The 22,292-nt window shown below is 68.3% G+C and carries 25 protein-coding genes; 12 read left to right on the top strand and 13 right to left on the bottom strand.

Translation table 11 applies throughout. The annotated features are described in order from the left end of the window. Positions 1-37 precede the first annotated feature (37 nt). From N177_RS03485 to N177_RS22220, 4 genes are all read right to left on the bottom strand, one after another. Positions 38-517, bottom strand: a complete 480-nt coding sequence (locus N177_RS03485; RefSeq protein ID WP_023430850.1) for a hypothetical protein — start codon at positions 515-517, stop codon at positions 38-40. Positions 518-740: 223 nt separating this feature from the next. Beyond that, a complete protein-coding gene (locus N177_RS03480; RefSeq protein WP_023430849.1) occupies positions 741-1,238 on the bottom strand; it encodes a cupin domain-containing protein in 498 nt (165 codons plus the stop codon). After that, complete coding sequence (gene ypfJ / locus N177_RS03475) at positions 1,239-2,120, bottom strand: KPN_02809 family neutral zinc metallopeptidase (RefSeq protein WP_023430848.1); 882 nt, start codon at positions 2,118-2,120, stop codon at positions 1,239-1,241. Between the two features lie 515 nt (positions 2,121-2,635). Then, positions 2,636-2,761 (bottom strand): hypothetical protein, encoded by a 126-nt coding sequence (locus tag N177_RS22220; RefSeq protein WP_280113374.1) that lies wholly within the window; start codon positions 2,759-2,761, stop codon positions 2,636-2,638. Between the two features lie 212 nt (positions 2,762-2,973). Here N177_RS22220 and N177_RS03470 point away from each other — a divergent pair, with 212 nt between their 5' ends. The 4 genes from N177_RS03470 (at position 2,974) to N177_RS03455 (ending at position 7,935) form a co-directional block, all read left to right on the top strand. Then, positions 2,974-3,234: a helix-turn-helix domain-containing protein gene (locus tag N177_RS03470; protein ID WP_023430845.1), complete on the top strand. Its 261-nt coding sequence runs from the start codon at positions 2,974-2,976 to the stop codon at positions 3,232-3,234. Between the two features lie 148 nt (positions 3,235-3,382). Further along, positions 3,383-6,805, top strand: coding sequence for a carbamoyl-phosphate synthase large subunit (carB, locus tag N177_RS03465; protein ID WP_023430844.1), 3,423 nt, complete (start codon positions 3,383-3,385; stop codon positions 6,803-6,805). Between the two features lie 144 nt (positions 6,806-6,949). Further along, on the top strand, positions 6,950-7,423 hold the full coding sequence (gene greA / locus N177_RS03460) for a transcription elongation factor GreA (RefSeq protein ID WP_023430843.1): 474 nt from the start codon (positions 6,950-6,952) through the stop codon (positions 7,421-7,423). A gap of 32 nt (positions 7,424-7,455) precedes the next feature. Further along, positions 7,456-7,935 (top strand): DMT family transporter, encoded by a 480-nt coding sequence (locus N177_RS03455; protein WP_023430842.1) that lies wholly within the window; start codon positions 7,456-7,458, stop codon positions 7,933-7,935. Between the two features lie 3 nt (positions 7,936-7,938). On the opposite strand, the gene N177_RS03450 is transcribed toward N177_RS03455, so the two are convergent. From N177_RS03450 to N177_RS03440, 3 genes are all read right to left on the bottom strand, one after another. Beyond that, a complete protein-coding gene (locus N177_RS03450; RefSeq protein WP_023430841.1) occupies positions 7,939-8,352 on the bottom strand; it encodes a VOC family protein in 414 nt (137 codons plus the stop codon). 97 nt (positions 8,353-8,449) lie between these two features. After that, positions 8,450-9,094, bottom strand: a complete 645-nt coding sequence (locus N177_RS03445) for a LysE family translocator (RefSeq protein WP_023430840.1) — start codon at positions 9,092-9,094, stop codon at positions 8,450-8,452. A 21-nt stretch (positions 9,095-9,115) separates the two neighbouring features. Then, entirely contained in the window at positions 9,116-9,580 is a 465-nt protein-coding gene (locus tag N177_RS03440; RefSeq protein ID WP_023430839.1) for an Lrp/AsnC family transcriptional regulator, read from the bottom strand. A gap of 158 nt (positions 9,581-9,738) precedes the next feature. Here N177_RS03440 and N177_RS03435 point away from each other — a divergent pair, with 158 nt between their 5' ends. After that, positions 9,739-10,650: a bifunctional helix-turn-helix transcriptional regulator/GNAT family N-acetyltransferase gene (locus tag N177_RS03435; RefSeq protein WP_023430838.1), complete on the top strand. Its 912-nt coding sequence runs from the start codon at positions 9,739-9,741 to the stop codon at positions 10,648-10,650. Beyond that, positions 10,647-11,552: a DMT family transporter gene (locus N177_RS03430; protein ID WP_023430837.1), complete on the top strand. Its 906-nt coding sequence runs from the start codon at positions 10,647-10,649 to the stop codon at positions 11,550-11,552. The genes N177_RS03435 and N177_RS03430 overlap by 4 nt, the downstream gene beginning before the upstream one ends. Before the next feature lie 8 nt (positions 11,553-11,560). Here the strand turns inward: N177_RS03430 and N177_RS03425 are convergent, their stop codons facing one another. Next, entirely contained in the window at positions 11,561-11,896 is a 336-nt protein-coding gene (locus N177_RS03425) for a hypothetical protein (RefSeq protein ID WP_023430836.1), read from the bottom strand. A 118-nt stretch (positions 11,897-12,014) separates the two neighbouring features. Here N177_RS03425 and N177_RS03420 point away from each other — a divergent pair, with 118 nt between their 5' ends. The 3 genes from N177_RS03420 to N177_RS03410 are packed head-to-tail and all read left to right on the top strand — an operon-like array spanning position 12,015 to position 14,912. Further along, the gene (locus tag N177_RS03420) at positions 12,015-12,968 is read left to right on the top strand and encodes a mitochondrial fission ELM1 family protein (protein ID WP_023430835.1); all 954 of its coding nucleotides are present in this window, start codon (positions 12,015-12,017) and stop codon (positions 12,966-12,968) included. 43 nt (positions 12,969-13,011) lie between these two features. Continuing rightward, positions 13,012-13,971 carry a thioredoxin-disulfide reductase gene (gene trxB / locus N177_RS03415; protein WP_023430834.1) on the top strand — a complete coding sequence of 320 codons (960 nt, stop codon included), beginning with the start codon at positions 13,012-13,014 and terminating at the stop codon, positions 13,969-13,971. Positions 13,972-14,018: 47 nt separating this feature from the next. After that, a complete protein-coding gene (locus tag N177_RS03410; protein WP_040485039.1) occupies positions 14,019-14,912 on the top strand; it encodes a LysR family transcriptional regulator in 894 nt (297 codons plus the stop codon). 329 nt (positions 14,913-15,241) lie between these two features. Here the strand turns inward: N177_RS03410 and N177_RS03405 are convergent, their stop codons facing one another. Both N177_RS03405 and N177_RS03400 read right to left on the bottom strand, forming a co-directional pair. After that, a complete protein-coding gene (locus N177_RS03405; RefSeq protein ID WP_023430832.1) occupies positions 15,242-17,293 on the bottom strand; it encodes an elongation factor G in 2,052 nt (683 codons plus the stop codon). 145 nt (positions 17,294-17,438) lie between these two features. Beyond that, positions 17,439-18,326: a DMT family transporter gene (locus tag N177_RS03400; protein ID WP_023430831.1), complete on the bottom strand. Its 888-nt coding sequence runs from the start codon at positions 18,324-18,326 to the stop codon at positions 17,439-17,441. A gap of 137 nt (positions 18,327-18,463) precedes the next feature. Between N177_RS03400 and N177_RS03395 the strand changes: the two genes are divergently transcribed. Further along, a complete protein-coding gene (locus N177_RS03395; RefSeq protein WP_023430830.1) occupies positions 18,464-19,060 on the top strand; it encodes a glutathione S-transferase in 597 nt (198 codons plus the stop codon). Positions 19,061-19,065: 5 nt separating this feature from the next. On the opposite strand, the gene N177_RS03390 is transcribed toward N177_RS03395, so the two are convergent. The 3 genes from N177_RS03390 to N177_RS03385 form a co-directional block, all read right to left on the bottom strand. Continuing rightward, a complete protein-coding gene (locus N177_RS03390) occupies positions 19,066-19,416 on the bottom strand; it encodes a hypothetical protein (RefSeq protein WP_210163424.1) in 351 nt (116 codons plus the stop codon). Between the two features lie 78 nt (positions 19,417-19,494). Next, positions 19,495-19,650 carry a hypothetical protein gene (locus N177_RS21550; protein WP_210163423.1) on the bottom strand — a complete coding sequence of 52 codons (156 nt, stop codon included), beginning with the start codon at positions 19,648-19,650 and terminating at the stop codon, positions 19,495-19,497. 8 nt (positions 19,651-19,658) lie between these two features. After that, on the bottom strand, positions 19,659-19,988 hold the full coding sequence (locus N177_RS03385) for a hypothetical protein (RefSeq protein ID WP_023430827.1): 330 nt from the start codon (positions 19,986-19,988) through the stop codon (positions 19,659-19,661). 241 nt (positions 19,989-20,229) lie between these two features. On the opposite strand from N177_RS03385, the gene N177_RS03380 reads away from it, so the two are divergent. Both N177_RS03380 and N177_RS03375 read left to right on the top strand, forming a co-directional pair. Beyond that, positions 20,230-20,718 carry a YciE/YciF ferroxidase family protein gene (locus N177_RS03380; RefSeq protein WP_040485038.1) on the top strand — a complete coding sequence of 163 codons (489 nt, stop codon included), beginning with the start codon at positions 20,230-20,232 and terminating at the stop codon, positions 20,716-20,718. A 366-nt stretch (positions 20,719-21,084) separates the two neighbouring features. After that, entirely contained in the window at positions 21,085-22,287 is a 1,203-nt protein-coding gene (locus N177_RS03375) for a pyridoxal phosphate-dependent aminotransferase (RefSeq protein WP_023430825.1), read from the top strand. Positions 22,288-22,292: the final 5 nt, after the last annotated feature.

Here is a 22,292-nt window from a genome sequence, read left to right as displayed (position 1 = left end):
GCGTCGGGCGGAGCACATGGGCTCCGCCCTGCCCGCCTCACATCGTCGGCGATTTCGGCACGAAGTCGATGACCGGCGTCTGCGGCGTCTCGCCCGGCGCGACATAGTCCGGCATCGGCTCGCCGACGGGGCCGAGCGAGGCGACGTAACGGTGGAAGGAGCGCAGGTCGCTCTCCTCCATGATGTTGAGCGAGAACCACGGCATCGGCGGGCGGGTCTTCATGTCCCTCGCCCGCGCCACCCACTCGTCTTCGCTCAGTTCCGCCATGTAGGCGCGGATGTTCACGGGATAGGTCGTGCCCCACGGCCCCCGGAAGCCGACCGGCACGCCCGTCAGGGCGGTCGCGGGGTCCACATGGCCGCCCGATTCGGCGAAGCCGCCGGAGTGGCAGTCGTGGCAGCCGCTCGTCGCGGCGACATAGGCGCCGCGCTCCACCGACACTTCGCCTCCCGCCGCCGCGCCCGACGCGGACGCCGCGACGAGGGCCGCCCCCGCCAGGACCGATCTCAGAGTCATTTCGCGTCTCCCGATGAGCTCCGCTGGGCTCAGCGGGCCGATCCCACTGCTCGAAGGCCGAGGCGGAGCATCCCGCGGATCTTCCACGAACCGCGCTTCCCCGCAATAGTGATTGTGGGATAGTCTCGCGAAGACGAACAAATTTGAAGATTATGTCTTCGACATTTCCATGTTACCGGGATGTTTCTTCTGCGGCGCCCCCGCGACGGAGCGGTCTATCTCGCTATCCCCGCCAGAGCTCTTCTGCCCCGCCGCGTCCGTTCACCGGGTCGCGCTCGGGCGTCGGCACGCGAGCGATGTTCTCGTCGGCTTTCGGGCGGTCGCCGGGCGCTCCGCGAAGAACGTCCCAGTCGCGGCCGCGGTCATAGGCGCCGACGATCTCGAAGTCCCCGCTCGCCGAGAGGCACTTGTGGCCGGTCCCCGCCGGCAGCACGACGACGTCGCCGGCCGAGAGCCTGAACGTCTCGCCGCCCTCCCCGCCGACCCTGACCTTCGCCGAGCCGGCCGCGACGCCGAGCACCTCGTGCGCCGTCGAGTGGTAGTGATGGTAGGGAAAGATCCCGCCACGCCACGCGCCGGTCCAGCCGTTCCGGGCGAAGAGATCCTCGAACCCGTCCGCCTCCTCGGGCTCGAGGGCGCCCCAGTAGATCAGCACGGGGTGGCGCGAGTTGGGGATCGCCCCGTCGTCCTCGAACAGCCGCGTCTCGGGTGTTGGCTTCATCTAGAGCCGCTCCGCCTCGAACGTGTCGCAGGCGTCGAGGCTGCCCTGCTCGAGCCCGGTCCGGAACCAGCGCGCGCGCTGCTCGGAGGTGCCGTGGTTGAAGCTGTCCGGCACGACGTAGCCGCGCGTCCGCTCCTGGATCGCGTCGTCGCCGATCTGCGCGGCCGCGTTCAGCGCCTCGTCGATGTCGCCCTCCTCGAGCAGCCCCTTCTGCTGCGTGTCATGCGCCCAGACGCCGGCGAAGCAGTCGGCCTGCAGCTCGACCCGGACGGAGAGCGCGTTCGCGTCGCTCTCGGAGAGCCCGCGGCGCACCTCCTGGTACCTGCCGAGGATCCCGAGCACGTTCTGGACGTGATGGCCGACCTCGTGCGCGATGACATAGGCCTGGGCGAAGTCGCCCGGCGCCTCGAAGCGGCGGCGGAGCTCGGAGAAGAAGTCGAGGTCGAGATAGAGCCGCTGGTCGCCGCCGCAGTAGAACGGCCCGACCGCGGAGCTCGCGCTGCCGCAGGCCGAGGCGACCGCGCCGCTGAAGAGCACGAGCGTCGGCTCGGGATAGTCCTCGCCCATCCGCTCGAAGATCCGGTTCCAGGTGTCCTCCGTGTCGGCGAGGACGACGGAGGCGAACTGCGAGAGCTCGTCCTGGGCCTCCGTCGTGCGCGTCTGGCCTGGCGGCTGCGGGCCGCCGTCGAGGCCCTCGAGAAGCGCGAGCGGATTGACCCCGAGGAGCATCGAGACGACGAGCACGACGGCGATGAAGCCGAGCCCGCCGACACCGCCCCGCCCGACCGGGATCCGCATGCCGCCGCCGGCCATGCGCCCGAACCCGCCACGGCCGCGCCTGTCCTCCACGTTGGCGCTGCCGCGCCGTCCACGCCACCGCATGTCCCAGCTCCTCGTCCGGTTCCCACGGCAACGGAACCCGCTCCGGCACCCCTTGTTCCTCATGCTCGGGAATCGGCCTGCGGGTGGCGCGCATCACCCCTGGGCCGCCGTGCGGCCGGCACCGCATGTAGCGGCCGAGGTAGCGGGCGGCGCGACAGGACGCTCGGCTCGGCCGAACGCGCTGAAGAGGCCGCGTTCTCGCCGGTGAAGCGGCAGTCGACGCCGGAACAGCCACCGTTTCGCGACCGATCTCGCGATGGTCGCCGTCTCCGTGCGGGCCTCGGCGCCGAGGTGCCGCTTGCAGGTAGGCACCGCATGTAGACCGGGCGGATGTCTCGTGGCCGGTCCGTCCGAACAGCGCCGCGAGGCGCCGTTTCGGGCCGCGCGGGAGGCATTGCCATGAGGTGCCCCCGTCTTTCGCGGCCGAAATCGACATGAAGAAGGGCGCGGATCGCTCCGCGCCCTTCAGGTACCGACTGCAGGTAGGATTTTCTGGTTTCCGGCCTCGTCGGTCCTCATTTCCGCCAGCTGCTCGCGCGGCGCCAGAGGCTCGACCAGGTGCAGTTCCACTTCGCCGAACGGTCCATGTCGACGTGGTCGATGCGCATCGCCGCGCGCCGAATGAGAATATCCACGAGCATTTCCGGGCCTCCTTTCCCATCTGCGCCGTCTTGCCGCATCGTGTCCGTGAGGTGACGAGGCTTGACGGGCGCGCCTGTTTCTGACTCGGAAAGCATGACGCACTCAGTGCGACTCTGTCAATTGGAAACGCACCTCGTGCGTGCTATGCCGGTCGCCGTACCCGACGGGCCGAAGGGACCGCTTGATGTCGCAGACACAGAAAGAGCTATCGATGACCCCCGAACAGTTCCGCGCCTGGCGCAAGGGGCTCGGCCTCAAGCAGAAGGAGGCGGCCGACCGGCTGGGCCTCAAGAAGCGCATCATCCAGTATTACGAGAAGGGCGAGCGGGGCGGAAAGTCGGTCGAGATTCCGCTCAGCGTGCGGCTCGCCTGCTACGCGCTGAGCCAGGGCATCGGCGACTTCGACGGCAGCCGGACGCTGGCCGCCGAGCTGCCGTCGGGGGGCGAGGAGCCGGGATCCGCGGAGGATTGATGTGGAGGGGACTGGTCCCGACGCCTGTGCCGCATCATTTGGGGTAGCGCTGGCGGCGGGTTTCTTGTAGTCAACCGCCGACCTTCAACACGATTGGCGGACTTCTCGCGACGCGCACCCGAACTGCGCGCAGGACAAAAGCACGCGCATGCCCAAACGCACCGATATCAAGTCCATCCTCATCATCGGCGCCGGCCCGATCATCATCGGTCAGGCCTGCGAGTTCGACTATTCCGGCACCCAGGCCGTGAAGGCGCTGAAGGAGGAGGGTTACCGGGTCATCCTGGTGAACTCCAACCCGGCGACGATCATGACCGATCCGGAGCTGGCGGACGCGACCTATATCGAGCCGATCACGCCCGAGATAGTCGCCAAGATCATCGAGAACGAGCGCCCGGACGCGCTCCTGCCGACGATGGGCGGCCAGACGGCGCTGAACACCGCGCTGTCGCTCAATCGCGACGGGGTGCTCGAGAGGTTCGACGTCGAGATGATCGGCGCCCGCGCCGAGGCGATCGACAAGGCCGAGGACCGCGAGCTTTTCCGCGAGGCGATGGCGAAGATCGGCCTGGAGACGCCGAAGGCGAGCTTCGTCAACACGACCGAGCTGAAGCAGCGCTTCAAGACCGAGAGGAAGCGCGCGCTCGAGGAGATCGACAACACCCACTCCGACCCGGCCGAGCGCAAGGCTGCCCGCGCCGCCTTCGAGAAGAAGTGGGCCGAGGGCGAGCGCATCAGGCGCGAGGAGCACCGGCTGACGGCGCAGATCCAGGCGCTGAACGCCTCGAAGGTCACCGGGCTGCCGGCGATCATCCGCCCCTCCTTCACGCTCGGCGGCACCGGCGGCGGCATCGCCTACACGCTCGAGGAGCTCTACGATCTCGTGCTGACGGGCGTCGAGGCCTCGCCGACGAACGAGGTCCTGATCGAGGAGAGCGTCCTCGGCTGGAAGGAGTTCGAGATGGAGGTCGTCCGCGACAGGGACGACAACTGCATCATCATCTGCTCCATCGAGAACATCGACCCCATGGGCGTCCATACGGGCGACTCGATCACCGTGGCGCCGGCGCTGACGCTGACCGACAAGGAATATCAGCGGATGCGCAACGCCTCGATCGCCGTGCTGCGCGAGATCGGGGTGGAGACCGGTGGCTCGAACGTGCAGTTCGCGATCGATCCGGAAAACGGCCGCCTCGTCGTCATCGAGATGAACCCGCGCGTCTCGCGCTCTTCCGCGCTGGCATCGAAGGCGACCGGCTTCCCGATCGCGCGCATCGCCGCGAAGCTCGCCGTCGGCTACACGCTCGACGAGCTCGAGAACGACATCACCGGCGGCGCGACGCCCGCCTCGTTCGAGCCCTCCATCGACTACGTCGTCACGAAGATCCCGCGCTTCGCCTTCGAGAAGTTCCCGGGCTCCGAGCCCATCCTCACGACGGCGATGAAGTCCGTCGGAGAGGTCATGGCGATCGGCCGCAACTTCGCGGAGTCGTTCCAGAAGGCGCTGCGCGGCCTCGAGACGGGCCTCGACGGGCTCGACGAGATCGCGATTCCCGGCCTCGGCCTGGGCGACGACAAGAACGCCATCAAGGCGGCGCTGTCGAAGCCGATGCCCGACCGCATCCTGAAGGTCGCCCAGGCGATCCGCGAGGGCGCGAGCCTCGATCTCGTCTACGAGGCCTGTGCCATCGATCGCTGGTTCCTGGAGCAGATCCAGGACATCGTGACGATGGAGGCCAAGGTGAAGCGGCTCGGCCTGCCCCAGACGCAGAAGCCGCTGCGCAAGCTGAAGTCGCTCGGCTTCTCCGACGCGCGCCTCGCCAGGCTGGCAGGCGTGGAGGAGCACGAGGTGCGTGCGCTGCGCGACAGGCTCGACGTCCATCCCGTCTACAAGCGCATCGATACCTGCGCGGCCGAGTTCGCGTCGCCGACGGCCTACATGTACTCGACCTACGAGAGCCCCTTCGCCGGCTCCCTCGCCGACGAGGCCGGGCCGTCGGAGCGCAAGAAGGTGATGATCCTGGGCGGCGGCCCGAACCGGATCGGGCAAGGCATCGAGTTCGACTATTGCTGCTGCCACGCGGCCTTCGCACTCGAGGAGATGGGCGTCGAGTCCATCATGGTGAACTGCAACCCGGAGACGGTCTCGACGGACTACGACACCTCCGACCGGCTCTACTTCGAGCCGCTGACGGCGGAGGACGTGCTCGAGATCGTGCGCGTCGAGCAGTCGAAGGGGACGCTTCTGGGCGTCATCGTGCAGTTCGGCGGGCAGACGCCGCTGAAGCTCGCGCAGCCGCTGCTGGACGCCGACGTGCCGATCCTCGGCACCTCGCCCGACATGATCGACCTCGCCGAGGATCGCGACCGCTTCCAGCGGCTTCTGAACAAGCTCGGGCTGCGCCAGCCCCGGAACGGCATCGCCAAGAGCGTCGACGAGGCGCGGGCGATCATCGACCAGATCGGCTACCCCGCCGTCGTGCGCCCGTCCTACGTGCTCGGCGGCCGGGCGATGGAGATCGTACGCGATCCCACCGACTTCGAGCGCTACGTGCGCGAGGCGGTCGTGGTCTCCGGCAAGAGCCCGGTCCTGATCGACTCCTACCTGTCGGACGCGATCGAGGTCGATGTCGATGCGCTGTCGGACGGCACCGACGTCTTCGTCTGCGGCATCCTCGAGCATATCGAGGAGGCGGGCATCCACTCGGGCGACTCCGCCTGCGCGCTTCCCCCCCACTCGCTGTCGCCGGAGCTGATCGAGGAACTGAAGCGCGAGACGGCGGCGCTGGCGAAGGGCCTCGAGGTCGTCGGCCTGATGAACGTGCAGTATGCCATCAAGGACAACGAGATCTACGTCCTCGAGGTCAATCCGCGCGCGAGCCGCACCGTGCCCTTCGTCGCGAAGACGATCGGCGTCCCGATCGCGAAGATCGCGGCGCGCGTGATGGTCGGCGAGAAGCTCGCCTCCTTCGAGCTGAAGGAGAAGAAGCTCGATTACATCGCGGTCAAGGAAGCGGTCTTCCCCTTCGCGCGCTTCCCCGGCGTCGACACGCTGCTCGGACCCGAGATGCGCTCGACCGGCGAAGTCATGGGCATCGACCGCTCGTATCCGATCGCCTTCGCGAAGTCCCAGCTCGGCGGCGGCACGCGGGTGCCGACGGCGGGAACCGTCTTCGTCTCGGTGCGCGACGCAGACAAGGCGAAGATCGTGGACAGTGTGCGCATTCTCGAGGAGCTGGGATTCACCATCATCGCGACCGGCGGCACGCAGCGCTACCTCGAGGAACACGGCGTGACGGCCAAGCGCATCAACAAGGTGCTCGAAGGCCGGCCGCACATCGTGGACGCCCTGAAGAACGGCGAAGTGCAGCTCGTCTTCAACACGACCGAAGGCGCTCAGGCGCTGGGCGACAGCCGGGCACTGAGACGGGCGGCGCTGATGGGCAAGGTCCCCTACTACACCACAGTGGCCGGTGCGGTCGCGGCGGCCGAAGGGATCCGTGCCATGGCCACGGGGACGCTTGAAGCGGTCCCGCTGCAGGCCTATGTCGGCATTCGCGCGGCGATCTGAGGCCGAGGCATCGCTTGAAGTCTGCCGCATGATGCCGTTCCATGGGGGGACGGCTCTTCCTGACAGCCATGCACAATTCGGGACGGGGTGAATGTCCGGCCACCCCGACCTTTCCCAGTTCCAGCCGGCAAAACGTGAACACCGATGAACAAGATCCCGATGACGGCCGAGGGCTTCGCGGCCATGGAAGCGGAGCTGAAGCGGCTCAAGCAGGTCGAACGCCCGCGCATCATCGAAGCGATCGCGGAGGCGCGTGCACACGGCGACCTGTCCGAGAACGCCGAATACCATGCCGCCAAGGAAGCGCAGGGCATGAACGAGGCCCGCATCGCCGAGCTCGAGGACAAGATCGGGCGCGCGGACGTGATCGACACGAGCAAGCTGGCCGGTGATTCCGTCGTCTTCGGTGCGACCGTGAAAATTCTCGACGAGGAGACCGAAGAAGAGAAGGTCTACCGGATCGTCGGCGACTCCGAGGCCGACGTGAAGTCGGGCAAGGTCTCGATCTCCTCGCCGGTCGCCCGCGCGCTGATCGGCAAGAAGGTGGGTGACGCCGTCGAGGTTGCGGCCCCCGGCGGTGCGCGCGGCTACGAGATCCTCGAGATCTCCTTCGGCTGAGCGGGGATGCCGCGCCGAGAGAGCGCCATCCGGTGACGCCGTGGATGCAGGCGGGCTGGCTCGCCGTCGCCGTCGCGGCCGGCAGCGTGCTGCCGCTCCAGGCGGGGATCAACGCCGGCCTCGGGCGATCTCTCGGCCATCCTGTGCTAGCCGCCACCGCGTCCTTTCTCGTGGGCAGTGTCTTTCTCCTGGCCATCGTGCTCGCCTTGCGGATCCCGCTGCCCGAGTTCGCTGCGGTGCGCGCGACGCCGCCGTCCTTGTGGGTCGGTGGCCTGCTCGGCGTCGTGCTGGTGACCGCGGCCGTCTATGTGGCACCCGCCATAGGTGGCGCCGCCTTCGCGGCGGCGATCATCACGGGCCAGCTTACGGCGGGGCTGCTGCTCGACCATTTCGGGGTGGCCGGCTTCTCCACCCGGCCCGTCACGCCGGACCGGTTCCTCGCGATCGCGCTCATCGCGGCCGGCGTATTGCTGTTGCAGTTCGGGCCGGGATCTGGCCCCGGTGGCCGGTAGGCGTCAGCGCCTGCGCCAGAGGCCCGGAGTGGCCAGCTCGAGCAGGTTGCCGTCCGGATCGCGGAAATAGACGCTGCGCCCGCCGTTACGCCAGTCGAGGGTCGATTCGACGGGGACCTCCTTCTCGCCCAGGAGAGCCTCCCAGTCCCGCATCTCGTCCTTCTCCACCACGAAGGCCATATGAAGGTCGCCCTGCCCGTCATGCGGGGGAATGGTGCCGCCCGGGAGCTCGACGGGATCAAGGGTCTGGCCGCGCTTGAAGACGAGGAGCGCCTGGTCCGGGACCACCTCGAAGGCGCACATGCGCTCGTCCGCATGGGCAGCCTTGAGCCCGAGCACACCTTCGTAGAACGCGCGAGCCCGCTCGAGATCGTCGACATAGAGGACGGTCTCGAGGATTCCCTTCAAACGCGGCATCGTCACCTCCTGTCTCCCGGCGGTCCGGCCGGAAGGCCGGCCTCGACGCCAACTTCGGACCCCTCCTGACGGATCCATTCCATCCAGAGGAGGACGTTCAGCCCGGTCGGGCGAAGAGGAGCCGGACCGCGAACGCTCCGAAGATCCCGGCGAACAGATAGTCCACGCCGCGCATCACCCGTGGCGAGCGCGAGAGGAAGCTCGAGATGCCGGCGGCGGACGCCACCATCGCGCCGCAGACCGGAAGCGACACGACCACGAACGTCGCCCCGAGAAAGACGAGCTTCTGCGCGGCGGCGGGATCCTGCGGCGATACGAACTGGGGCAGGAAGGTCACGAAGAACATGATGATCTTCGGGTTCAGGAGGTTGACGCTCAGCCCCTTCAGCCAGACGCGGCCGAGGCTCTCCTTCCGGACGCGCCGCGTCCCGCCGAGGGTGAAGCCCGATCCGTTCCGCAAGGCGTCGAACGCGAGCCACGCCAGATAGCCTGCTCCGACCACTTTGAGGACCGTGAACCCGACCGCGCTGGCGGCAAGAAGCGCCGAGAGACCTGCGGCGACCAGAAGCGTGTGGATGAAGATGCCGGAGCTCGCCCCCAGCATCGCGGCGAAGCCCGCCGCGCGTCCCGACGTCACCGCCTTGCCGAGGAACAGCGTCATGTCGGGGCCCGGCGTGATCGTGAGCACGAGCACCGCCGCCACATACGCGGCGAGCACGGGCAAGGACGGCAGGAACTCCATCGCGACCCTCTCTACCGGCGCTCAGGCGAGCGGGACGCCGGCCTCGTCCTTGATCTGGCGGATCGTGAGCGTGGTGCGCACGCTCTTGACGTTCCGCGCCTTCGTGAGCTCGAACACGAAGGCCTGGAAGTCCTCGAGGTCCCTCGCCACGCACTTCAGCAGGAAGTCGACCTCGCCGGACAGGATGTAGCATTCGCGGACGAGGGGCCAGCCGCTCACCTGCTCCTCGAAGAGGATCAGATCGGCGTCGGCCTGGCTCGCGAGGCTGACCATTGCGAAGGCTGTGACGGAGTATCCGAGAGCCTTTTCGTCGAGCCGCGCCCGGTAGGCCTTGATGATGCCCGCCTCCTCGAGCGACCGGACACGCCGGAGGCAGGGCGGCGCCGAGATCCCCACCCGGCGGGCCAGCTCGACATTCGTGATGCGCCCGTCGCCCTGGAGCTCGCGCAGGATCTGCCAATCGATCTGATCCAGTTTGGCGTGCAAGTTCGGCCTCTCCACCGGCATGTCTCAAGGCGACGTTCCTAAAGGCTCAGCAGACCCTGAACAATACGGCATCGAACGGCGCCCTGCCCTCTTGATAGGCAGGAAGGTGTCTTGTCAAAGTCAACACCTGTATTGATAGTGTCGTCATGGAGGCGCCCATGCATGACGAGACCATCGAGGCGGTGCGCAGCTTCAGCCGCTTCTACACCCGCAAGATCGAGGTCCTGGGCGACGGCATCCTGAAGAGCCGTTTCTCGCTCGCCCAGGTGCGCGTGCTCTACGAGATCGCGCACGGCGCCGACGTCACCGCCGCGGACCTGGCCCGCACGCTCGCCACGGATCCCGGGCAGCTCAGCCGGATGCTGCGCGGGCTCGAGCGCCAGCGCCTGATCCGCAAGGAGGAAGCCGAGGGGCGCAGGCTCCACCTCCGCCTGACCGACGCCGGAGTGGACGAGATGGCGGCGCTGGAGGAGGCGTCGCGCGACCAGCTTCGCCGCGAGCTGTCACATCTCGGCCCGGCCGACGAGCGGGCCCTGCGCGAGGCGATGCGGCGCGTCGAGCGGCTGATGACGCCGCCCTCGGGGCGCCCCCGCGCCATCGTGCTGCGCCCGCCACGGCCGGGCGACCTCGGCTGGGTCGTGTCGCGGCACGGTGCGATCTACGCCGAGGAGTATGGCTGGGACTCGAGCTTCGAGGCGCTCGTGGCTGATATCGTCGCGGAGTTCGACAAGGCCCACGACCCCCGCCGGGAGCGCGTGCTGATCGGCGAGGTCGACGGCGAGCCGGCGGGCTCGGTGTTCCTCGTCAGGCAGGACGAGGAGACGGCGAAGCTTCGCCTCCTGTTCGTGGAATCCTGGGCGCGCGGAACGGGCCTCGGAAGACGCCTCGTGGAGACCGTGATCGCCGACGCCCGCGCGCTCGGCTACCGCCGCATCGTGCTGTGGACGAACGATTGCCTCACCGCCGCGCGAAGCCTGTACGAGCGGCTGGGCTTCCGGATGGTGGCAAGCGAGCCGCACCATTCCTTCGGTCACGATCTCGTCGGCGAGACCTGGGAGCTCGAGCTTTGAGGCTGCCGCTCGTCCGGCTCGCGCAACTCGCCGCGCTCTTCACGGGCGTTCAGATCGGGTCGACGCTCGTCGCCACGCGCATCGCGCTCGACGAGCTGGGCCCGATGGCGCTCGGGTTCCTGCGCTACGGCCTGGCGGCGCTCTGCCTCATCCCGGCCTATCTCGCTTCCGCGCGCACCGTCATCGCGCCCACAGACAAGGGCCCACTGCTCCTCCTCGGCATCGGCCAGTTTGCGCTCCTTGCGGTCTTCCTCAATCTCGGCCTCGTCTTCATCAGCCCCGACCGTGTGGCGGTCGCCTTCGCGACGCTGCCCCTCGTGACGATGCTGGCCGCGGCCCTGCTCGGCGCAGAGCGGATGTCGCTGCGACTGGGTGTGGCGGGCATGCTGGCCGTCGCCGGCGTCGCCCTCGCCTTCTCCGCCGACCTGGCGCAGGCTGGCGAGGGGCTCGCGCACGAGGTGGTCGGGATCGCCTGCGTCCTCGTCGCGACGCTGACGGTGGCCACCTGCTCCGTGCTCTTCGGCCCCTATCTGAGGCGCTATCCCACGGTCCAGGTCGGTACGGTCGCAATGGTGTCCGCGGCCTGCGCCCTCCTGCCGCTGGCGATCGGCGAGACCTGGGCGCTGGCCCCGGGCGTCCTGTCCGCCGCGACCCTCGTCGCGGTCGCCTATGTCGGGATCTCGAGCGGCGCCGGCTTCCTGCTCTGGCTCTTCGCACTCAAGCACGCGGCGCCGACCCAGACGACGCTCCTGACCTCGACCAGCCCGCTCGTCGCCGCGCTCGTCTCGGCCTGGCTGCTCGACACGCAGCTGCGCGCCGCGGTCTTCCAGGGCTTCGCTCTCGTCTTCGCGGCGCTCCTCCTCTGCCTCGGGCAGAAGAGGAGCACCGTGCCGCCCCCTTGATGCGGCGGTCAGTCCTCGACGGTGTAGCTGCCCGTCTCGCAGAGATTGACCTCCATGTCCTCGACGGCGTCGCCGTCCTCGAAGACGATCCGGAGGTCGTACTCGCACTGCGCGCCTCCGTCGGCGATCGTCACCCGCGTCGCCTCGCCCGACGCGAGGATGTCGCGCCCGAGGATGTCCTCCTCCCAGTCGTCCACGTTATAGGGGGAGGCGTAGAACTCGACGACGTCGTAGGACGACTGGTTGTCGAGCATGAAGACCAGATCCTCGGCATGTGCGCCGTCGGCCGTGGCGAGGCCGAGCGCGAGCGTTGCGGCGGCGAGGAGCGCACCACGAGATGACATTCAGTTTCCCCAGTCCGGTGTTGAAGATGAAGCTGAGTACCAGCCGCGCCCCATCCGAGCAAGCGGGAGCCCTAAAGCCGGCGGCAGGATCTTGGGCAGCAGGTGGACCGGCGGTCCGATGACGGAGCGCGTTGCAGCTCCGGAGCGTGACGCTTGGGTCATCTCGGCCGGGAAGGCCGGCCACGACGTGCAGTCTCTCGGCCTCGCTGAGACGCTGGGCCTGGTGCCGAGGATCCTCACGGTCGCGCCGCGCGGCCTGCACCGGCTTCTCGCCCCATGGGGGCCGCCGCAACCGCATCCGGAGTTCCGTCCGCCCTGGCCCGGCATCGCCATAGCGTCGAGCCGCCAGACGATACCCTACGCCCGCGCCCTCAGGCGGCGCTCCGGCGGGCGGAGCTTCACGATCGTGCTCCAGAGCCCCGGCATTTCGCCGCGCCATTTCGACCTCGTGTGGGTGCCCGAGCACGACCGGCTGCGGGGCGAGAACGTCGTGACGACGCTCACGGCACCGCACCGCATGACGCGGGAGCGGCTCGACGAAGCCGCCGCCGCCTGGCGCCCACGCCTCGCGCACCTGCCCGCGCCCCGCATCGTCGTCCTGGTGGGCGGGACGAGCGGCGCCTATCGGTTCGGTCCTGACGAAGGAGAGGCGCTGGGCCGCGATCTCGCGCGGCTCGCGAGGGAGACCGGCGGAAGCCTCCTCGTCACCGCCTCCCGGCGCACGGGAGCCGAGTCCATGGCTCGGCTGTCGGCCGCCATCTCCGACCAGCCTGCCTTCGTCTGGACGTCGGGTCCCGAGAACCCGCTCTTCGGGTTCGTCGCGCTGGCGGACGCTTTCGTCGTCACCTGCGACTCCGCGAACATGCTGGGCGAGGCCGCCTTCACCGGAAAGCCCCTCTATGCCTACAATTTGCCCGGGGGCTCGGCCAAGTTCGCGCGCTTTCACGCGGGCATGGTGGCTCACGGAGCCATGCGATGGTTCGACGGCGGCCTTGATCGCTGGAGCTACCCTCCGTTAGATGCCAACCAAATCGTCGCGGACGCCGTGCGCGCGCGCCTGGCGCAGCGCTAGAGCCGGCGATCGGACCCGACACACCTCTACCGGAGGCAATGACATGCCCACGCGTCACTCGAAGGTCGTCATCGTCGGCTCGGGGCCGGCCGGCTACACGGCCGCCGTCTATGCCGCACGCGCCATGCTGGAGCCGGTCCTCATCCAGGGGCTGCAGCCCGGCGGACAGCTCACCATCACGACCGACGTCGAGAACTACCCGGGCTTCGCCGACCCGATCCAGGGCCCCTGGCTGATGGAGCAGATGGAGGCACAGGCGAAGCATGTCGGCACGGAGATCGTGCGGGACTACATCGTCGACGTCGACTTCACGCGCCGGCCGTTCTGGCTGAAGGGCGACGGCGGCGACGAGTACACCGCCGACGCGGTCATCATCGCGACGGGCGCCCAGGCCCGCTGGCTCGGCCTCGAGACGGAGGAGCGCTTCAAGGGCTTCGGCGTCTCCGCCTGCGCCACGTGCGACGGATTCTTCTACCGCCAGAAGCCCGTCCTCGTCGTCGGCGGCGGCAACACCGCCGTCGAGGAAGCCTTGTTCCTCACGAATTTCGCGTCCAAGGTGACGGTCGTTCATCGCCGCGACTCTTTCCGCGCCGAGCGGATCCTGCAGGACCGCCTGCTGGCCCATCCGAAGGTCGAAGTCGTCTGGAACAGCGTGCTCGACGAGGTCCTCGGCAGCACGCAACCTCCGGGCGTGAACGGCGCGCGGATCCGCAACGTCGAGACCGGCGCCGTGCGCGAGCTCGACGTCGACGGCGTCTTCATCGCGATCGGCCACGCGCCCTCCACGGAGATCTTCCGCGGCCATGTCGAGATGCGACCGAGTGGGTACATCGTGACCGAGCCGGGCTCGACGGCGACGAGCGTGCCCGGCGTCTTCGCCGCCGGTGACGTGACGGACGAAACCTATCGCCAGGCCGTCACGGCGGCCGGGATGGGGTGCATGGCCGCTCTGGATGCGGAGCGGTACCTGGCGGCCGCGGTCACGCGCGCCGCGGCGGAATGACCCGCCGATAAGCGATGAGAGGCGGCATGGGGGGACAACGCCAGCACATGGATTGGGACAAGCTGCGCATATTCCATGCCGCCGCTGACGCGGGGAGCTTCACCCATGCGGGCGATCAGCTGGGCCTGAGCCAGTCGGCGGTCAGCCGGCAGGTCAGCGCCCTCGAGCTCGACGTCGGGGTGCCGCTCTTTCATCGTCACGCCCGCGGCCTGATCCTCACCGAGCAGGGCGAGCTCCTCTACCGGACGGCCCACGAGATGTTCATGCAGCTCGAGTCGGTGCGGACGAGGCTCACCGATTCGCGCGAGAAGCCGAACGGCGATCTGCGCGTGACGACGACGCTCGGGCTCGGCACGAGCTGGCTGACGCCGCGGCTGCGCGAATTCACCGAGCTCTATCCCGATATCCGCCTCAATCTCATCCTCAACGACGAGGAGCTCGACATCTCGATGCGCGAGGCGGACGTCGCCATCCGCCTGCGCCAGCCGCAGCAGCCGGACCTCATCCAGCGCAAGCTCTTCACCGTCCATTTCCACGTCTATGCCTCCCCGGAATACCTGAAGCGGCACGGCAGCCCGCGCGACCTCGCCGATCTCGACCACCATAGGATCATCACCTTCGGCGACCCTGCCCCGTCCTATTTCCGCGCCTCGAACAACTGGCTCGAGACCGCCGGACGCCCGCCCGGCAATCCGCGCCTCCCGATCATGCGCATCAACACGATCCACGGCATCCGGCGGGCGGTGCAGAACTCGATCGGCATCGCCGTCCTGCCCGACTACCTCATCGAGTCGGAGAACAACCTCGTCCAGCTTTTCCCGGATTCGCAGATCCCGGCCTTCGACACCTTCTTCGTCTTCCCGGAGGAGATGAAGGATTCGGCGCGGGTGGCCGTGTTCAAGGATTTCGTGATCGCCAAGGCGAAGGGCTGGAAGTTCTGACAGCGCTCACGATCCCGTGAGCGTGGCTCCACCCGAACGCGAAGAGCGCCGCCAAACCCGCTGGTTTGGCCTACCGATGTTCGTCTCCCGATCGTGCCATGCCGGACGCTCATGACTGACATGCAGACGCCCTGGTTGTGCAGTGCCGCAGGAATAGGCACATAGCGCACAAGCTGTTGGCAACGACGGGCGGCCGTTTCTCCTCCCAGGTCGCTCGAAGGTGCGGTCAGCTGTTCCCCTCTGGAAGGCGATCGCCTGTACCCCATGCAGGCTGATCGACTCAATTGGCCGGATTGCCTTGGCAATCCGGCCCTTTTTTTGCCCGTGCCTCAGGCCGCTGCCTGCGCTCGGCGCGTCTCGATCACCTGCTCCGCAAGCTTTCCGGAGAGCTCCGCCAGATGGTCGAAGCAGGCGGTGTAGCTGCCGACGCCCGCGCTGGCCGAGCGCAACTCGACGATGAGATCGCGCATCTCAGCCTCGGGGATCCGCGCCCGCACCACATCCCAGCCCGGCCACCCGGGCCGCGCGTCGAAGCCCAGGATCTGACCGCGCCTCTGCGCCACCATCGCCGTCACCCGCGACGTGCAGTCGCTCGGTACCACCACCTCGACCGCCATCACCGGCTCGAGCAGCACGGGAGCCGCCTCGGCGAGAGCCTCCGCGGCCGCCAGCCGCCCCGCGGCGCGGAACGCCATGTCGGAGGAGTCGACGGGATGGTAGGAACCGTCGAGCAGCGTCGCCGACAGGTCGACGACCGGAAATCCGAGCGGGCCGCACGACAGGTGATCGCGAATCCCCGCCTCCACGGAGGGGATGTACTGCTTCGGCACGGCTCCACCCGTGATGCGCTCCCCGAAGGTGAACCCCGCGCCCCTCGCCAGCGGGGCGATCTCGACGACGACATCGGCGAACTGTCCGTGGCCGCCGGTCTGCTTCTTGTGGCGGGCCCGGTGCTTCACGGCCTTGCGGATCGTCTCTCGGTAGCCGGGCCGGGGCAGCTGCACCTCGACCGTCAGGCCGAATTTGCGCGCGAGACGCTCCAGCGCCACCCGCACATGCATCTCCCCCTGTCCGCCGAGCTGCAGCTCCCCCGAAGCCTGGTCGTGGTTGAGCACGAGCGAGGGATCCTCGTCCACGAGCTTCGCGAGCGCCGCCGTCAGCTTCACCTCGTCCTTGCGGTCCGCGACCGAGAGCGACCGCCAGAGGACCGGCTGCGGCGGGGCGAGCGACAGAAGTTGAAGCGGCACGCAGCCCACGCCGAGGGTGTCGCCCGTGCGCACGCTCTCGAGACGCCCCAGCCCCACCGTCTCGCCGGCCATCGCCGGACCGCGCTTCCGCGGCTCCTGTCCCTGGAGATCGAACACGCCGGAAACCCGCTCGTCGCGCCCGTCCTCCGTGCGGACGATGGCACCGTCCGCGATCTCGCCCTCGAGAACCCGCACGACCGAGAGCTTGCCGCCATGGGAGGTGTGGAAGGTCTTCACGACCTGTGCCGCCGCACCGCCCGTCTCCGCCGAGCCGAGACGCGCCCTGGTCTCGCGGATCCCAGGCGCTTCGTGCCGCAGCGCCTTCAGAAGCCGCAGCACCCCGTTCGCCCGCTCCGCGGCGCCCAGGAAGAGCGGAACGATCAGGCCCTCCCGGAAATCGGTGGCGAGCCCGTCGAACACCTGGTCGCGCGGCGGCTCGACGTCGCCGAGGAGCTGCTCCATGAGCTCGTCGTCGTAGTCGGCCAGCCTCTCCAGCATCGTGAAACGGGCCTCGCTCGTGAGCTCGCTCGTCTCGTCGGAGAACTCTATGACCTCGCTCGGCGCATGTTCCCGGTAGACGAAGGCCCGCTGCAGCGCCAGGTCGACGAAGCCGGTGACGATGCCCTTCTCCCAGATCGGCAGCTGCCGGAGCACGAGGGGCGCGGCGGACGCCGGCTGCAGCCACTCGAGCACCTCGCGCAGGGCCGCGTCGGCCTTGTCGATCTTGTTGAGGAAGACGAGCCGCGGCACGCCCAGATCCTCGAGCTCCTTCAGGATGAGCTGCAGCGCCGGCGCCTTCTTCTCGTCGGCCTCCGCCACGACGATCGCCGCGTCGACGGCGGGCAGGACGGCCCGGGCCTCGTTCAGGAACTCGACGGAGCCGGGGCAGTCGATGAAGGTGTAGCGATCGCCGAGAAACTCCACGGTGGCAACGTTCGCCTCGACGCTCATGCCGTGCTCGCGAGCCTCCTGCGAGGCGTCGCCGACCATGTTCCGGTCACCGACGCGCCCCGCACGCGGAATGGCCCCGCAGCGTTCGAGTATGGCTTCGAGCAGGCTCGTCTTGCCGCTGAGATAGGGGCCGACGATGGCGATGCATCTACCGCCTGCGCCGCCCTCCTGTGGTCCCGGCATGTCGCATCCTCCCGTCTGATGGGAGCGGACGTTGTTGCCGCGGAAGGTCCGTGGGCGGTCCGCCCCAAGCCTTAGTGGGACAATATGGTTTCAGCCATTCGTTCCGGGCGCAAGACGATTGACGCGGAGTCACATCGCCGCGTCGTCAGGGTGCGGAGGCGCGCAGGCGCATGAGGGGCACGAGCTGCACGATCAGGATTGCGCAGAAGATCGAGGCCGCGCCGGACCAGCCGACGAGGCCCAGGCGCTCACCGAGAAGAACACCTCCTGCCAGCGCCGCGAACAGGGCTTCCGCGGAGAGGATCACGGCGGCGTCGGCGGGCGGCGCCCAGCGCTGCGCGATCACCTGCAGCGTGAAGCCGATCCCGCCGGACACGAGGCCCGCATAGAGAAGCTCCGGCAGCGCCGCCACGACGGCGGCCATCGAGAGAGGCTCAAGCCAGATACCTGCGGCAAGCGACAGGATCCCGCACAGAGCGAACTGCGCCACCGAGATCAGGAGCGGCCGGCTCGTGCGCATCACCGCCACCCCCACCGCCGTCACGTGCACCGCCCACAGGACCGCGCTCGAGACGACGAGCAGGTCTCCCGGCCCCGGCGGATCGAACCCGCCCCCGCCGAGGAGGAACGTTCCGAAGATCGAGAGCATGGCGGCCGGCCAGACGATCGGGTTCGGCGGCATTCGGAAGGCCGCCCACGCCATGAACGGCACCATCACGACGTAGAGGCCCGTGAGGAACCCGGCATTCGTCACGGTCGTGTGCTTGATGCCGACCTGCTGCAGCACGTTCCCCAGAAGGAAGACGATCCCGATGAGGAGGATCAGCCACCTGTCCGCAGCCGACAGGGGCGTGTCGCCGCGGCGGCGCTCGAGGAGAGCGAAGGGCAGGACGGCGATCGCAGAGAGCAGGAACCGGACCCCCACGAAGGCGTAGGGGCCCATCTTGTCCATCGCCGTCGCCTGGGCGACGAAGGCGTTTCCCCAGATGAAGGCTGCAACGAGGAGGAGGAGGTTGGCGCGGACGCGTGTCATCCGCAGGCTCTAGCCCGGCCCTGCGGCAACGGCAACACGGGCTTGTCCGGTGCGGCGGCGGGGCTTGCGGCGCCGCAGGAGATAACTACTCTCCCCTGCTCCACGAAGCCTCCTCGAACATCCCGGACAGGCACGACATGCTCACGCTGCGCTCTTCGCCCGCCTCCCCCTTCGGCCGCAAGGTGAAGGTGGCCGCCGCCCATCTCGGCCTCGCCGACCGCATCGAGGTCGTGCAGGCGGACACGAGCGACCCCGAGGACAATCTCCGCACGCAGAACCCGCTCGGCAAGATCCCGGTCCTCGTGCTGGAGGACGGCACCACCCTGTTCGATTCCCGCGTGATCGTGGAATATCTCGACCATCTCGCCGGCGGCGGCAAGATCATTCCGCAGGGACAGCGGCGCTTCGCGGCGCTCACGCTCCAGGCCCTGGCCGACGGCATCCTGGATGCCGCCATCCTGCAGGTCTACGAGGGCCGCTTCAGGCCGGAGGAGAAGGCGCACCAACCGTGGCTCGACCGCCAGGCGGGGAAGATCGAGCGCGCGCTCGACGCGCTGGAGCGTAACCTGCCGGGCGACGACATCGATATCGGCACCATCACGCTCGCCTGCGCGCTCGAATATCTCGACTTCCGACAGGGACGGAGCTGGAGGGACGGCCGCCCGGGGCTCGTCCAGTGGCTCGAGGCCTTTCCGCAGCGGCTGCCGGCCTTCCCGCAGTCCGCTCCGAGCTGAGGGCTCTACCTGAAGAGATCGCGCTGCCCTCGGCGCCCGCCACGGTGCGGCTTGATGCCCGAGGGCAGGAGAACCAGAAGGGCGGCAAACCCGACGATCAGCACGAACAGGCCGAAGAGGACCTCTCGGCTCGTGAATGCGGTGATGTCGGCCGTGGCGGCGCGGCCGGCGGCCATCCCGACCTCGGGACGCGGCAGGAACACGCTGGCGGTCTGCGCCGGATCGGCGTCGCCCGCACCGGCGGATTGTTGGTCCTGCGCGCCGCAAGGCGAGCTGACCGTCATCCATGCCAGCAGGAGCAGGAGCGTCGGGAGCAATCGCAGCACATAGGGAACGGGGGCGGGAGCGACGGTCATCATCCCGTCATGACTCCACGACTCTGCGGCAAGGCAGAGCCGCGATTGCGACGAGGGGGGACAGAATCTTTGACGCGATTATGGCTCCGCACCTCGGGAGGCGCCGGCGACCACGCCGGCGGGCGGCGTCTGCTGCTCGAATCGCAGGCGCAGGCCGTCGATCACCAGCAGCACGCCGAGGACCGCGATCACCCCGAAGACCAGGAACGCCAGCCGCAGGCTCCGCTTCCGCATCACCGCGGTCACCGGCCGATCCCGCGGACCGCGCCATGCCACAGCTTCAGTGTGCCGGCGCCCGATACCGCCAGGAGAATGAGCACGAGGCCGAGGTGGATCTTCTGGCTCGCCGGGTCGGTGACGGCAGGGACGGCAGCACGGAGTGAGACGACGTCTAGGCGCTGGAGGGCGGCCGCGTTCGCGTAGTCGATCGTCCAAAGCCGCGCAGGACCGGGCTCACCGGCATCCGCTTGAGGGAGAAGCTGCAGCGGAGGCAGTGTCGAGAGGACGAGCGTGAGGGCGAGGACACGCAGCGCGCGCCCCAGGGCTGCCGGCTTCTTCGAGCTGCGTTCCATCCGCATGCCTCCGCGTTCGCCACTGCTTCGTCTTCGGAGGAGACCGTCCCAATGCGGCGACGGCGTGCCCGGTGCCATGCGAATGAAGGGAAAAATTGTGGCAGTTCCACGGCTCATCGGGCGTGCGGCGACCGGAACCGGCCTCCCGGCAGTTCCGTTCTCAGCCGGAAGGCCGGCGGGGAGCGGACGCTTGATCCGGCACTCCGAGACCGGCGCGGCTCGAACCCGAGAAGGGCGCGACATGGCTATGAAATCGCTGGACGATCTTTTCCTTCATTTCCTGAAGGACATGTATCATGCCGAGAAGCAGATCCTGCGGACCTTGCCGAAGATGGCCAAGAAGGCCGAGAGCGACGACCTGCGCAAGGCATTCGAAGAGCACAGGGACGAGACCGAGGGCCAGATCGAGCGTCTCGAGCAGGTGTTCGAGATGGTTGGCAAGCGCGCCCGTGGCGAGTACTGCGACGCGATCCACGGCATCCTCGAGGAAGGCAAGGAGATCATGAACGAGGCCGAGGACAAGAACACCCTCGACGCCGGCATGATCGCCGCAGCGCAGGCCGTCGAGCACTACGAGATCTCGCGCTACGGCACGCTCATCGCCTGGGCAAAGCAGCTCGGCCACGACAAGGCGGCGACGCTCCTCAAGCAGACGCTCGACGAGGAGAACCACGCCGACGAGCTCCTGTCCAAGCTCGCCGAGAGCTCGCTCAACAAGAAGGCGGCGTGATCGCCGGGGACACCACCCGATGCAACCGTCCGTTCGGCTTTGTACCCACGGTTGAAACTTTCGGTGCAGCGGTGCCCTATGGCGCCTATAGTGGCGACGAGATTAGCCGTCCGCGCGGGATCCCGCGGCCGGTTTGGCGAGCCGGATCGTTCACCTCCGGCACGCGCAGAAGTCCGAGGGCGCACACTGCGCCTCTACTCTTAGGGGTGGTACCGGTCGACTCAAATCGACGGTGCCGACTTGGCCGGGGCTCACCAGCCCCGGCCCTTTTCGACCGGGGATGCGACTCGGCTTTTTTGGCGTCTTGAACGCGCGAGGGCCGCGGCATAGGGTTCGGCGCCTTTCGTCCTCGCTTCAGGAGCCATCATGGGCTTTCTCGCCGATTCCCTTTCACGCATTCAGCCCTCTGCCACGATCGCGGTCACCAACAAGGCGCGCGAGCTGAAAGCGGCCGGTCGCGACGTGATCGGCCTCGGCGCGGGCGAGCCAGATTTCGACACGCCCCAGAACATCAAGGACGCGGCCATCCGGGCCATCCAGGATGGCTTCACGAAGTACACGGCCGTCGACGGCATTCCCGAGCTCAAGGCAGCGATCTCGCGAAAGTTCAAGCGCGAGAACGGGCTCGACTACACGCCCCAGCAGATCACCGTCGGGACCGGCGGAAAGCAGGTCCTCTACAACGCGCTGATGGCGACCCTGAACCCGGGCGACGAGGTGCTCGTTCCCGCCCCCTACTGGGTCAGCTATCCCGACATGGTCGCCCTGGCCGGCGGCACGCCGGTCGAGATCGCGACGACAGCTGCGCAAGGCTACAAGATCACGCCCGAAGCCCTCGACGAGGCAATCACCGACAGGACGAAGTGGATCATCTTCAACTCGCCCTCCAACCCGAGCGGTGCCGCCTACACGCGGCAGGAGATCAAGGCGCTGACGGAGGTGCTCCTGCGCCACCCCCATGTGTGGGTGATGACGGACGACATGTACGAGCACCTCGTCTACGACGACTTCGAGTTCACCACCGTTGCGCAGGTCGAGCCCGCGCTCTACGAGCGCACGCTGACGGTGAACGGCGTCTCGAAGGCCTACTGCATGACCGGCTGGCGGATCGGCTATGCCGGAGGCCCGGCGCCGCTCATCAAGGCGATGGGCACGATCCAGTCGCAGTCGACCTCCAACCCCTGCTCCATCTCGCAATACGCGGCGGTCGAGGCTCTCGACGGGCCGCAGGAGTTCATCGCCAGGAACAACGAGCGCTTCAAGGAGCGCCGCGACCTCGTCGTCTCCATGCTCAATCAGGCGCGCGGCATCGAGTGCCCGACGCCGGAGGGCGCCTTCTACGTCTATCCCTCCTGCGCGGGGACCCTCGGGAAGACGAGCGCGGGGGGCCGCAAGCTGGAGTCGGACGAGGACTTCGTGACGGCGCTGCTCGAGGAAGAGGGTGTGGCTGTCGTTCAAGGCTCGGCGTTCGGTCTCGCCCCGTTTTTCCGCATCTCCTACGCCACGTCCTACGAAGTGCTGGAGGATGCCTGCAGCCGCATTCAGCGCTTCTGCGGCGGGCTGCGCTAGGCGGA

The organism is Lutibaculum baratangense AMV1 (assembly GCF_000496075.1).
GTDB classification, from domain to species: domain Bacteria; phylum Pseudomonadota; class Alphaproteobacteria; order Rhizobiales; family Tepidamorphaceae; genus Lutibaculum; species Lutibaculum baratangense.
Note: the sequence above shows the minus strand (reverse complement) of the source record. Positions and strands in the feature narration are given on the sequence as shown.

Coding starts and splice junctions, on each gene's coding strand:
- N177_RS03485 (WP_023430850.1), bottom strand. CDS start 517: ATGACTCTGAGATCGGTCCTGGCGGGGGCGGCCCTCGTCGCGGCGTCC.
- N177_RS03480 (WP_023430849.1), bottom strand. CDS start 1,238: ATGAAGCCAACACCCGAGACGCGGCTGTTCGAGGACGACGGGGCGATC.
- ypfJ (WP_023430848.1), bottom strand. CDS start 2,120: ATGCGGTGGCGTGGACGGCGCGGCAGCGCCAACGTGGAGGACAGGCGC.
- N177_RS22220 (WP_280113374.1), bottom strand. CDS start 2,761: ATGCTCGTGGATATTCTCATTCGGCGCGCGGCGATGCGCATCGACCAC.
- N177_RS03470 (WP_023430845.1), top strand. CDS start 2,974: ATGACCCCCGAACAGTTCCGCGCCTGGCGCAAGGGGCTCGGCCTCAAG.
- carB (WP_023430844.1), top strand. CDS start 3,383: ATGCCCAAACGCACCGATATCAAGTCCATCCTCATCATCGGCGCCGGC.
- greA (WP_023430843.1), top strand. CDS start 6,950: ATGAACAAGATCCCGATGACGGCCGAGGGCTTCGCGGCCATGGAAGCG.
- N177_RS03450 (WP_023430841.1), bottom strand. CDS start 8,352: ATGCCGCGTTTGAAGGGAATCCTCGAGACCGTCCTCTATGTCGACGAT.
- N177_RS03445 (WP_023430840.1), bottom strand. CDS start 9,094: ATGGAGTTCCTGCCGTCCTTGCCCGTGCTCGCCGCGTATGTGGCGGCG.
- N177_RS03435 (WP_023430838.1), top strand. CDS start 9,739: ATGCATGACGAGACCATCGAGGCGGTGCGCAGCTTCAGCCGCTTCTAC.
- N177_RS03425 (WP_023430836.1), bottom strand. CDS start 11,896: ATGTCATCTCGTGGTGCGCTCCTCGCCGCCGCAACGCTCGCGCTCGGC.
- N177_RS03420 (WP_023430835.1), top strand. CDS start 12,015: ATGACGGAGCGCGTTGCAGCTCCGGAGCGTGACGCTTGGGTCATCTCG.
- trxB (WP_023430834.1), top strand. CDS start 13,012: ATGCCCACGCGTCACTCGAAGGTCGTCATCGTCGGCTCGGGGCCGGCC.
- N177_RS03410 (WP_040485039.1), top strand. CDS start 14,019: ATGGATTGGGACAAGCTGCGCATATTCCATGCCGCCGCTGACGCGGGG.
- N177_RS03405 (WP_023430832.1), bottom strand. CDS start 17,293: ATGCCGGGACCACAGGAGGGCGGCGCAGGCGGTAGATGCATCGCCATC.
- N177_RS03400 (WP_023430831.1), bottom strand. CDS start 18,326: ATGACACGCGTCCGCGCCAACCTCCTCCTCCTCGTTGCAGCCTTCATC.
- N177_RS03395 (WP_023430830.1), top strand. CDS start 18,464: ATGCTCACGCTGCGCTCTTCGCCCGCCTCCCCCTTCGGCCGCAAGGTG.
- N177_RS03390 (WP_210163424.1), bottom strand. CDS start 19,416: ATGACCGTCGCTCCCGCCCCCGTTCCCTATGTGCTGCGATTGCTCCCG.
- N177_RS21550 (WP_210163423.1), bottom strand. CDS start 19,650: ATGCGGAAGCGGAGCCTGCGGCTGGCGTTCCTGGTCTTCGGGGTGATC.
- N177_RS03385 (WP_023430827.1), bottom strand. CDS start 19,988: ATGGAACGCAGCTCGAAGAAGCCGGCAGCCCTGGGGCGCGCGCTGCGT.
- N177_RS03380 (WP_040485038.1), top strand. CDS start 20,230: ATGGCTATGAAATCGCTGGACGATCTTTTCCTTCATTTCCTGAAGGAC.
- N177_RS03375 (WP_023430825.1), top strand. CDS start 21,085: ATGGGCTTTCTCGCCGATTCCCTTTCACGCATTCAGCCCTCTGCCACG.